This window comes from Anabaena azotica FACHB-119, from assembly GCF_014697625.1.
Lineage (GTDB): Bacteria > Cyanobacteriota > Cyanobacteriia > Cyanobacteriales > Nostocaceae > Trichormus > Trichormus azoticus_A.
In genome coordinates, this window is record NZ_JACJSG010000007.1 from 1 (window position 1) to 12,546 (window position 12,546).

Annotated in this window: 6 protein-coding genes and 1 CRISPR repeat array; of the genes, 4 read left to right on the top strand and 2 right to left on the bottom strand. The window is 40.1% G+C overall.

The window, feature by feature from the left end:
* Positions 1–111: 111 nt before the first annotated feature.
* Positions 112–2,826 carry a PAS domain-containing protein gene (locus H6G83_RS06340; protein ID WP_190468654.1) on the bottom strand — a complete coding sequence of 905 codons (2,715 nt, stop codon included), beginning with the start codon at positions 2,824–2,826 and terminating at the stop codon, positions 112–114.
* A 1,608-nt stretch (positions 2,827–4,434) separates the two neighbouring features.
* On the bottom strand, positions 4,435–4,755 hold the full coding sequence (locus H6G83_RS06345) for a DMT family transporter (protein ID WP_190468658.1): 321 nt from the start codon (positions 4,753–4,755) through the stop codon (positions 4,435–4,437).
* Positions 4,756–5,983: 1,228 nt separating this feature from the next.
* On the opposite strand from H6G83_RS06345, the gene H6G83_RS06350 reads away from it, so the two are divergent.
* The 4 genes from H6G83_RS06350 to H6G83_RS06365 all read left to right on the top strand — a co-directional run bounded on the left by H6G83_RS06350 (position 5,984) and on the right by H6G83_RS06365 (position 12,463).
* Positions 5,984–6,433 (top strand): Hsp20/alpha crystallin family protein, encoded by a 450-nt coding sequence (locus H6G83_RS06350; protein ID WP_190468661.1) that lies wholly within the window; start codon positions 5,984–5,986, stop codon positions 6,431–6,433.
* A 367-nt stretch (positions 6,434–6,800) separates the two neighbouring features.
* Complete coding sequence (locus H6G83_RS06355; RefSeq protein WP_190468665.1) at positions 6,801–8,291, top strand: ABC transporter permease subunit; 1,491 nt, start codon at positions 6,801–6,803, stop codon at positions 8,289–8,291.
* Positions 8,284–9,018, top strand: coding sequence for an amino acid ABC transporter ATP-binding protein (locus H6G83_RS06360; RefSeq protein WP_190468668.1), 735 nt, complete (start codon positions 8,284–8,286; stop codon positions 9,016–9,018). The genes H6G83_RS06355 and H6G83_RS06360 overlap by 8 nt, the downstream gene beginning before the upstream one ends.
* Positions 9,019–9,505: 487 nt before the next feature.
* Positions 9,506–10,782: a CRISPR direct-repeat array (repeat unit 37 nt; unit sequence GTTTCAATCCCTAATAGGGATTATTTGATGTTTAAAC).
* Positions 10,783–11,446: 664 nt separating this feature from the next.
* Entirely contained in the window at positions 11,447–12,463 is a 1,017-nt protein-coding gene (locus tag H6G83_RS06365; protein WP_190468671.1) for a helix-turn-helix domain-containing protein, read from the top strand.
* The last annotated feature ends 83 nt before the right edge of the window (positions 12,464–12,546 follow it).

Here is a 12,546-nt window from a genome sequence, read left to right on the forward strand (position 1 = left end):
TGATAACTGATAACTGATAACTGATAACTGATAACTGATAACTGATAACTGATAACTGATAACTGATAACTGATAACTGATAACTGATAACTGATAACTGATAACTGATAACTACCCTTCCTCCAGCAATTGGAAAATTGTCTGCAATAACTCCTCTGGTTCCACAGGCTTAGGAATATGCTTTTGAAATCCGGCTGCTAAGGCTTGTTGTTGGTTGAGTTCTCCAGCATAAGCCGTGAGTGCGATCGCTTTCATTGTCCCCCCCGCTTGCGGCGACCATTGTCTAATTTGTCGCATCAGGGTATATCCGTCCATCTCTGGCATACCAATGTCGCATAATAACAAGTCGGGTACTGATTTACTTAAGATATGCAGAGCCTGCATTGCTGAAGCTGCTGTTGTGACTTGTGCGCCAGATTGCGTTAGGATAAATTCGGCTAATTCTCGCATATCTGCATCATCATCTACAACTAGGATTTGTACGCCTGTCAAGTCTGTCATACTTGCTACAATGCTGTCATCTGCTGATTTTTCTTGTTGGATGGACTTTAACGGTAGCCGGAGGGTGAAAGTTGCGCCTAAATCCTGTCCTTGGCTGCTGGCTTGGACTGTTCCCCCGTGCAGTTCGGTGAAATGACGAACTATCGCCAGCCCTAATCCTAGTCCACCAAATTTTCTGGTGGTCGCCCCGTCTTCCAGGCGGAAATACTCAAAGACTTGTGGTAAAAATTCCGGGGCGATACCTTTGCGGCGATCGCTACGTTGAGCTAAATTAATCGCCAAGTTAGGCGAAATGAAGGGATTGCCTGTATTGTATATATCCACAAATATTTGCACTAGTTGCGGATCAGATTGACCAAAAATATCGCTAATTGAACGTCCTAAATGTTGTTCACTGGTTAGTCCGTTGATTTGGGCTAAGGCTGGATTAATGGTCACATATCGCTGTTCTTTATCTAACAGGGCAATTCCTACCGGAGAGGTTTCCACAATGGTTGTGAGTTGACGTTGTGCCGCTTGAGTTGCTGTCAATGCTTGCTGCAACCTTTCTTCACTTTCTCGCAATGCCTGCTCAACTTGTTTATAATCAGTAACATCACGGGCAATATTCACCACCGTTGCTACAGAACCATCACTGTTAAATTCTGGGCTAATATGTGACTGATACCAACGCATACCCCCAGCAGTCGGATAACTAAACTCAATAATTTGTTGCTGACCTGTTGTAAAAACTAGCTGTAGGTTTTTCTGCCAAAAGCTGTCAAGTTCTGCTGACATTCCTAAATCGGCATTGGTTTTACCAATAAACTCCTCTGTTGGGATACCTGTAGCTAATTCCACAGCCGGGCTGACGTAGAGATGGCGAAAGTTTCGATCCATGCGGCTAATAATATCTGTGGCGTTTTCCACCACCATTTTGAAATCTTGTTCTCGCTGTCGCAGTGCTGATTCTAATCTTTTGCTGGCTGTAACATCCTCAATAACTACCACAGCCGCCACAATCTGCCCCTGTTGATTGAAGATTGGCGCTGAATTAACATTAATATAAATGGTGCTATTATCTTGCCAACATAGGTGCATTTCTTCATTAGCGATGACTTCCCCAGTCGATAGCGATCGCACTAGTGGATAATCATGGGGCGCATATATTTGTCCATCACTGTGGAAAGCATGAAACGGCACAATTGGGTCATATTCTGCTAGTTCTCTTGACTCCTCAAAGTTGTACCTGAGAATTTGTTTAGCTTGTTCATTGGTGAGAATCAACTTACCAGAAGCAGCCTCAGCAATCATCACCCCGGTAGGTAGTTGTTGCAAAACTGCTTCAAATTGGGCGCGTTCGCTTTCCAATGCTTGCAGTAACCTTTCCCTTTCCGCTTCCGCCTGTTTGCGTTCTGTGACATCACGAAAGTAAACTCCCATACCCCCCGCAAATGGATAGGCGTTTACTTCCACCCAACATTGAATCGGTTCGCCAAATTCTTCCCAGGAAATGGGAATTTGTTCAGCTACAGCCTGGTGTAATGCTTGGTAAGCTACACCACCAACGAGTTCGGGAAATACTTCCTCCCAAACCTGCTTACCAATGAGTTGGGCTGGCGTTCTCTGGAGAATTTTTACTGCTGCATGATTGACGTAGGTGTAGCGCCAATTACTATCAAAGGCGACAAAAGCATCGGTAATACTTTCGATAATTTTTGTTACCTGACGTTCAGTTTCTTGGGCTGCAAGGAGTTGAGTCTGTTGTTGTTGGGCTTGTTTGCTTGCGATCAAGTCTCGACTGATGACGATGACTGATATTGGTTTTCCTGTGTCATCCAATTCTGGCACTAACCGAGCCTGATAAAACCGCACACCGAAGGGGGTAGCAAATTCAAATTCAATCTCTTGTTCTTTGGCGGTGGCAAATGTTAGGCGTGAATGTTCTTCCCAGAATAAGTATATGGGGTCTGAAACAACTTCATACATGAATTTGCCCAAAAGCTCATCCCGCGATCGCCCCATAACTTGCTCGACCATGCGGTTAACATATAGATAACGGATTTGCTCATCGAAACGAGCGATCGCATCTGGCGCATTTTCCACGACGGCTTCTAACTCTTGCTTTTGACGCTCCAATCTAGCAATTAGCTGTTCTTGTGTGGTATATTCTGCACAAGCCAAACTGCGGGCGAATTGTTCAATCAACTCCGAACGGGAAATTCCTTGCTTGTGCGCCTCCTCATCAAGCGATCGCCACGCCGTATCGGTCAGAGATACACTAAATCTTTGTTTGTTCCCTGAATCCCAATTACTCACAAATTTACCAGTGGTGTCACGCTTCATGAAGACTTACCCGTATACATACACGGTTTCTTATATTCAACCTGAGTTACTCTCTAATCAGGATCTTCCTTAAGGGTGAGGTTTTATTATAAATAAAGGTTTGTCCGAGAGGCGTTTAAAAAATTTCAGCAAGTAAATTTGTCCAAGACTAAGACTTTGCACCCAATATTTTACTGCTATTAACAAACTACTGGCTTGGCAAGATTAAACCTGTGCATTAGTGAAAATCTTGAGCATTCGCATTTATCAGCGTTTATTGGTGGTAAATATCATCACTATTACCACATTTTATCCTTGCCACGCCACTAACCACTTGATTTATTCATTTATCACTGCATATTTGCCTGAATATTTGCTCAATGATAAAATCTCTCTTTTTCTATCACACAATCTGGCTCACTAACACTGGCTGATTATTCTTCCACGGCACTTTCTTACAAGAGGATACAGCCTCCAACCTCCAGCCTATCCAAATGGAGAAATTAAAACTTGTCACTCATGAATTTGAATGCCATAATTATGACCGAAGTCATGATTTAATTATGACTTTTGTTAGAAGTATTTTTCTGGCGATACACATTTAATAGTTTCAGGAAGCAACCATTAAGCTAAAAGCTATGGCTACTTAAGATTATTCACTGAATAACATCTTGGTTTTATGGAAAGGATAAAACTACAATCCATTTCCCTGCTTGAACATATATTTGCGGTTTTATTCTACAGCCGTAAGTAAATATGTTTGTAAATTTTTTGGTTTTGTCGATTTTGTTAGTTATAACCATTACTGTTGAGAATTTTCTAGCTGAGAAAAGGAGAATAAATGAGTTATTACAACTTTAATGATCACTTCTGGTCGCCTAAAACTGTTTGTGTGCAAAAATCAGTAGTCAACTCAAAAGAAAGCAATACTAACAGCACCAAGTTAAAAATATTATTTTCTCTACTATTTATTGCTATATGCACACCATTATTATTTGGACTTTCTTCAAGTATAGCAAATCAAAAACTTAAAAATGCTTCCATAAATGTTAATGATAGTAGTTGTATAATACTAACAAGAAACGAAGGAATGCAGCTTTATTGTTCTAATAAATAACAATCAGGACTTACGCAAATGGCACTTGGGGTAAGGTGCGTCAGATGTGAAAAATCCACAGAATGTGTACAGCATTATTGGGGCTGACGCACCCTACAGTTAGTTCTGACTTTTCACGGGATCTGGAAGACCTCTCTCCAAACCTCTCTCCTACAAGGAGAGAGGCTTTGATTTCTCCCCCTTCCCTAGTAGGGAAGGGGGCTGGGGGGTTAGGTCTGTCGTTAGCTTTTCCACATGACGTGAAAAGTCAGACAGTTAGTTTGATTATCACAGTTGCGTAAGTCCTAAGAAACAAGAAAATAGGTAAGAGTTGTGTTTCTTCATCTACACCCATTTTTAACAGATAACCTTGGTGCGTAAGTTCTGTTAGTATTATCGTAAATAAAAGGGTTTAAGACCCCTACGTTTGTACGTAGCACATTTTCAGATGGGGTTTAAATCCCCGACTGTTCGCGTAGCGTGCCGTAGGCAAAATGTCTTTAATGCGCGAATTTTGAATTTTGAATTGTTAACTATTTTCCTGAATTTATCCCCACTACTCCTACAATAATTAATGTCATAGAAATAAACTTAACCAGAGTCATAGATTCACGAAACCAAATTAGACCAATACCAGCAATTAAAGCAGTACCTAAACCCGACCAAACAGAATAAGCAATACTAATATCGATATTCTTGAGTGATAATGTCTGAAAAGTAAAACAAAGTCCGTAGAAGACAAATATCAAAATAGAAGGTATTAATTTATTAAAGCCATCCGATAATTTCATGCAGGTTGTACCGGAAACTTCAAAAATGATTGCTATAAGCAAGTAAATTAAACTTGTTGACATATTGTAGTGATTTTTTGACAAAACAAAGATATACTGTCAGCAGAAATACAACATATTTTCAGCATATGAAGTATACTCACATCGTGCAACGGCAATAATTTGGCTAATTTTGAAAGAGTAACTTACTCACTGTACTTCACGAGATGAAAGTATATTGTATGTAATTGTCTCTGCCTTTTAACTATCTTAAAAATTTATTTGTTTCACTTCTGCTATTTCAACAACAACTATTAGAGAAAGTCAAATGTTGCAGATATTTTGACTGATTATTTATAACATTTTCTAGCTGTAGTGGACTGGCAAGGCTAAAATAGCGCAATAAGTTTCCTCTCTAATACAGATTCCAAAAATATTTGCCACAGATCATTGATCTGTAGGGGCGCACAGCTGTGCATTAGTGTCAACTTAACGTGAAATGGGCGGTTAGAAACCGCATCTACACAGACAAAACCTGCCTCCGCAGGTTGAGAAACCTTAATTTTCCGCGCTTTCCGCGAAGGCGGTGAGACCAGTCCTGTAGGCGGGTTTCCCGCGCCCTGGGAACTGGCGAACCCGGAGGGCGAACCCGGAGGGACTTTGCTTGTGTAGCCGCGAATTCCTTCGCCCTGGCTTAAGTTGACTCCCATGCACAGCTGTGCGCCCCTACCACATATATGCAGGACTTACGCACTGAAGTTATCTGTCGAGACAGGGTGTAAGGGTGTAAGGGTATAGGGGTATAGGTTTAGCGCTTTTACACCCCTACACCCCTATACCCCTGTACCCTTGCCAAAACCCTTGATTTTTCGTTTTCATGCGTAAGTCCTAATATGTTGCTTTCTTTTTTCAACAGGACTTACGCAAGTATCACAATTGGTGGTTGGTGCGTGACGCTACAAGTCTCATGACTACGTTCAAATATTATCGCCAGTCACACACCCTACAGAAAAAATCTGCCAGTTGCGTAAGTCCTATCAAGGTTTGTAGTAAGGACTTTAGTCCTTTTTTGAGGACTAAAGTCCTCACTACGAACATTACTATAACCTTTTAAATCATGTTGGGTTATCCGAACATATTAAATTTGGGTTTACCGTACTTCAAAAACAACGATTTAGTAGTTCGGACATCATCATTTGTTAGGTGAAGGAAACCGAATTTACCTGAACTAAGTTAATGAATATGATGAGAACAAATCAAAGATTAAATCTTACAGATGATTCCCAGAAGGAACTTGAAAGGAGATAAAGATATGGCAGTTGTACGTTGGAACCCTTGGCAAGACTTAAACACTTTACAACGTCAATTAAATCAATTATTTGAGGAAGATATGTTACCATCCACAGTATTAGAAAGAAGCTTAACCAGAGTTCCGGCTGCTGAACTACATGAAACAGCAGAAGCCATTCATCTAAAATTAGAAATTCCTGGGATTGAGGCTAAGGATGTAGATTTACAAGTCACTGACAAAGCTGTTTATATCAGTGGTGAACGCAAATCTGAAGCCAAGACGGAAGAGAAGGGTGTTATCAGAAGCGAATTTCAATATGGCAAATTCCAACGGGTAATTCCTTTGCCTGCACGCATTCAAAATACCAACGTCAAAGCAGAATATAAAGATGGTATCTTGAATTTAACACTACCTAAAGCCGAATCAGAAAAGAACAAAGTAGTGAAAATTAATCTCGAATCTGTCGGCTAATTATTCTCATGAGATGGGTAAGTTACCCATCTCATCCAATGAGAGTTTTCATTCTTTCTCTACGTTCCCTCTAAATAAATCAAGGTTAGTAATACCTGTAGGGTGGGCATTGCCCACCAAAACCATGATAAGGTGGGCAATGCCCACCCTACGTATGATTCAAACATCAATTATGAACTCTAGATAACTTTGGACTTTTGCTAGAAGTCTAGTGAATATAAACTCTACCCGCGAAGGGATGGAGTTTTTTTCATATATGTGTAGTTCATCCTGTTCTATCGGCGGTTAGTTCCTTGTATTTTTATGACCTGATTTAATACAGGAAATCCTAGCCTCATTATGATAGTTTTTTACCCTGAAAAATTCTATGAAAATCAGCAAAGCCTGGGTACTAACGATGCTGTTTACAGCTATGTTAGTAATTAGCATGATCACAGGTCATAGTCATTCCCTACAAGCTGCATCATCTGTAGGTAAAGATAGCCTGACGATGATTACTTCACCAGATTATCCCCCTTATGAGTTTTATGATACTCAGGGAGGAAATCGGCAAATTGTTGGCTTTGATGTAGATATTGCTAATACCCTGGCTCAAAGATTAGGATTTAAACTCCAGATTATGGAGTCTGATTTTAATGGTTTAATTCCGGCGCTGCAAGCAAACCGTGCTGATTTTGTCATGGCTGGGATGACTCCTACGCCAGAACGGCGAAAAAATGTCGATTTTTCAATTATTTATTACGAAGCTAAAGATACCATTGTTGCACCCAAAACTAGTAACCTCAAACAACCGCAAGACTTGGTAGGTAAGACTGTCGGGGTGCAGTTGGGAACTATTCAAGAACAAAATGCGAAAAAAATTGCAGCTAAGTTTCCCGGTATTCAACTCAAGCAACTTAATAGAGTTCCCGAAGCTATACAGGAAATAAAATCGGGGCGTATCGATGCGGCTATTGTTGAGGATACTGTTGCTAGGGGTTTTGCTCAAGCTAACCCTGAGTTAGAGTTTAACGTGATTCCTTCCGAAGAGGGTAGTGGATCAGCGATCGCATTTCCCAAAGGTTCCCCATTAGTCGCGCCGTTTAACCAAGTCCTCCAACAAATGCGCGATAACGGCGAACTGGAAAAGTTAGCGACAAAATGGTTTTCCCAAACTACCGCCACAGATACTGCATCTTCACCACCAGCTAAAGGTGGGTTAAATCTCGACTTTAGGCGAATTCTGCCGGAAATTCCCTTTATTCTTCAAGGTATCCCGCTCACATTATTGTTTACCCTGTTATCAGTCTTTCTGGGGTTAATTTGGGGTACAGTTCTCTCCTTGTGTAAAATTACTGGGGTTCAGCCTCTCATTTGGGTGGCTAATGCTTATACTTCCGTATTTCGCGGTACACCTTTACTCTTACAGTTGGCTTTGGTTTACTACGCCACACCCCAGCTTACAGGCTACAATATCTCAGCTTTAGAAGCGGGGGTGTTAACTTTTACCCTCAACTCCGGCGCTTATATGTCGGAAACCATCCGGGGAGGTATCCAAGCTGTCGATAAGGGACAAGCTGAAGCGGCTATGTCGATGGGTGTACCCTACAGGTTGATGATGTGGGATATCATTCTCCCCCAAGCTTTAAAAAATATTCTCCCTGCTTTGGTAAATGAGACTATTGGACTATTGAAAGACTCGGCTTTAGTTTCAACAATTGGTGTAGTAGAAATATTACGTAGCGCCCAAATTGTCGGGGCAAACAAGTATATTTATTTTGAACCTCTGCTGTTTGCTGGGTTAATCTACTATGTCTTAGTTATGGGTTTGACCTATGGTGCATCGGTTTTAGAAAGGAGATTGAGACAAAGTGAGTAAGGTGGTTATTCGTACAGAGTCTTTATGTAAATCCTTTGGTAAACTGGATGTGTTGAAAAATATTTCAACGGAGATTTATCAAGGGGAAGTGGTGGCTATTCTTGGGCCTTCTGGTTCGGGTAAGTCTACGTTTTTGCGGTGTATGAATTTGCTAGAACGCCCTACTAGAGGTAGAGTTTATTTTCATGATATAGAAATTACTCAGCCCAAGGTGAATATTGGTAAGGTGCGTCAACAGTTGGTGATGGTGTTTCAACATTTTAATCTGTTTCCCCATCTAACGGTGATGGAAAATGTTACCTATGCACCGATGAAGGTGAAAGGGGTAAATTCCCAGTTAGCTAAACAGAAGGGGTTGGAGTTATTAGCGAAGGTGGGGTTAGCCCAAAAAGCCGATGTTTACCCAGCTAAATTATCAGGGGGACAGAAACAAAGAGTGGCGATCGCACGTGCTTTGGCGATGGAACCAGAGATGATATTATTTGATGAACCCACATCAGCTTTAGATCCAGAAATGGTGAAAGATGTTTTGTTGGTGATGCAGGCTTTAGCGCAGACGGGGATTACAATGGCTATTGTTACCCATGAAATGGGATTCGCCCGTGAAGTCGCTAGTCGCATTATGTTTCTGGATCAGGGTACTTTAGCTGAGGATACCACACCCAGCGAGTTTTTTCACCATCCTCGCTGCGATCGCGCCCAGCAATTTTTGGAAAAGATGCTTTAGGAATTTCCCGATCAAAAATATCCAAACTGTAGGGTGCGTCAAGTCGCTTATCTAATATACGCTAGGCGATCGCACCAATTAAAATTATGCCAATTTGAAGAAAGAATGCGACAGATATGTGGTTAGGGGCGCAATACGGTTCAGATAAGAATAATTAACCGCCGATAAACGCCGATAAACGCCGATTAGTTTAGATATTTAGTCAATGTTTCTGCCCAATTTAGCCTTAACTGAACCGTATTGGGTAGGGGCGCACAGATGTGCGCCCCTAAATATAATTGATGTGTTGCAAATCCTCATAAATAAATGAGGTGTGTTTCAATCCCTAATACCAAGTTAATATGAAGCTGCATAGAATAATCGAACGCAGATGCACGCAGATAAACGCAGATAAATCAATGGATTTTATGATCATATAAAATTGGTATAAGAGGGATTATATGGTTTTAAAACCTTTCTATTCCTGAATCTACAATAAATTTCTTATGTTTCAATCCCTAATAGGGATTATTTGATGTTTAAACCGAATCGAAAAACTGCCGCGCAATTTGGCGAGTGTTTCAATCCCTAATAGGGATTATTTGATGTTTAAACGTTATTCAAAAAAGCTGGTGAAGGCAGTATTGAAATGTTTCAATCCCTAATAGGGATTATTTGATGTTTAAACCATAGACCTATATCAGCCAGGATTACTTAATCCGTATGTTTCAATCCCTAATAGGGATTATTTGATGTTTAAACATCTTTGGTAGGTGCAATTGGCATCTCTACTACTGGTTTCAATCCCTAATAGGGATTATTTGATGTTTAAACGATTGTTTCAGGTTTGCCGGGAGCAATGAAAACGTTTCAATCCCTAATAGGGATTATTTGATGTTTAAACAAAAAGTGCAGCTAATTTTAAAGCTAATTTTTGGGTTTCAATCCCTAATAGGGATTATTTGATGTTTAAACCTGATGAATGAAACATCATCAAGTCTGAGTAAAGCTGTTTCAATCCCTAATAGGGATTATTTGATGTTTAAACCATAGCGGTATTACGCAAAGATTCTACACCAGCGTTTCAATCCCTAATAGGGATTATTTGATGTTTAAACGCTAAATCTTATATAGATTCCCTCCCTCCACTCTGTTTCAATCCCTAATAGGGATTATTTGATGTTTAAACTGGATGTGGTTAATGAAAACAATGCAGTTAAAGGTTTCAATCCCTAATAGGGATTATTTGATGTTTAAACACTAATGCCAGCATAGGCGCAAGATGGCTCCAAAGAATTACGTTTCAATCCCTAATAGGGATTATTTGATGTTTAAACTTGGTTATAAAACTCCGGCGGGTGCTGTGAGTACTAAGTTTCAATCCCTAATAGGGATTATTTGATGTTTAAACGGGAGCAGTTTTCTTGGCATCAGCGTTTACCTGCTCCCCGTTTCAATCCCTAATAGGGATTATTTGATGTTTAAACGCGGGACGCTACCTTCTATTAATCCTATGGATTTAGTTTCAATCCCTAATAGGGATTATTTGATGTTTAAACGCGACAGACTGGATAATCAAAAAAGCCGACTTGACATCGTTTCAATCCCTAATAGGGATTATTTGATGTTTAAACCGAAGAATTACTATATTTAAGAATTCAAGTGTTTGAGTCAAGTTTCAATCCCTAATAGGGATTATTTGATGTTTAAACTCGCGCTGTCGCATGAACATCATCAAGTTTCACTAGGTTTCAATCCCTAATAGGGATTATTTGATGTTTAAACTGCTCGCTGTGGAAGCGTTGCTGTATTTGGTTTTCAAGGTTCAGTTGCGTCAACCTGTAGTAAAGATAGCTTTTCAGCCGTTGGGTTGTCAAGAGTGACAGGTAAGAAAAACGCTCAAAATCAGTCATAGTAAGGGTTTGAAGAATTGCGTCAACCTCTAATTTAGATAAAAAAGCTCAAAGCCAGAGAGGGCAAGGGATTCAGGCTGAAAATTTGAGGTCTGATAAAAAACACCTATAGGTTGACGCGATCGCTCGTGACTCCAGCCAAATTTCCTGACTCCAACTCCTAATCATCTTACAGCTATTGAATAGCGATCGCTAATTCTGTTCTCGATTCTGAGATCATACTTAACCCAGCATCACTTTTAACACTGTTATTCGTAAATAATTAATAATATTCCACTTTTAATATACGTAAGTATGCTTTGTCTTAATTATAATATGAGACAGTATATATTATATCATTTTATATTCTTTATCACTTATAAAAATATTGTTAATCCTTACTGCTAAATGATTTGCAGTTTTTATATTTATGAGAAAACAGAAAAATATTTACTTATTACAAATAGATTAGGTAAAAAAAGTACAAAACTTCCGGATTAATTTCTGAAGAATCGAAAGTTTATACGGAAGTATATTTTAAAAATAACTATACAGTTATGTATATATTGGACGTACCCGGAAATCCAACTGTGGCAATTTCTCAAGAAGAATTGCGATCGCTCTCAGCGCAAATTGAAGTAGAGTTGCATCGCAGCAAAGTGTATCGTCGTATCGTAACTAGGTTGGAAACATTGTTAGGTGCGGCTGGGGAACAAGCCAAGGCGTTGTGTAAAGCAGTAGGTAGAGAAGCAATTAATTTAGCGTTGAAGCAATTTACTCAACAACATGAAATGATTGCACCTATTGATCAACCCAGCAATAACAGCGTTACAAATGTTACAATTATAGAAACTCCCGTCCTCACAGAACCACCAAAACAACCACCCCAGCCAACATCCTCTCCTAGCGATTCTACACAAGCAGCAGTAGCCAATCAAAACCCAACAGCAATGCTGACACAGTGGCTCAAACCACATAAAAAACCATCTAACAATGAGCTAGCCAAAGAAATGGCAGAAAAAGAACGCTTAGAAAGCATGGTAAAAATAGGACAGCAGCTAAAACAAGCCCGTGAGAATCACAATTTAAGCTTAGGGCAACTGAGTATTTATACACATATTCCTATTGAACAAATGGCAGCAGTTGAGAATGCCAATTTTGCTTTATTACCAGAAGATGTGTATATACGCGGATTTATTCGCGTAATGGGAAACGCATTAGGGATAAACGGTACAATCTTAGCAGCTTCTTTACCTAAACTAGGAACAACAACATCAGTCATACCCTCTTGGAACCAAAGCAAAAATAACGGTAAAACCTTGAATCTAGAAATACGTCCCATGCACTTATATCTAGGTTACACCGCTCTCGTAGCTGGTTCTGTGGGCGCATTATCTTGGATTTCTCAGCAAGCAAATCCTGATAAATTAATTGATACAGATAAAATACTGTTGCCCTCCTCATCCTCCCCGCAGACACCACAAAAGCCCAAAACTAGCGTCAAATCAGGAATTAAATCTAGTGAAATAGGTATAAGCGATGGTAATAACATTTCCCCACCAGAAGCTTTTTAGTTAGGGGACTGGGGACTGGGGGCTGGGGACAGTTGACAGTTAACAGTTGTCAGTTATTCTCCCCCATCTCCCCCCACTCCCCC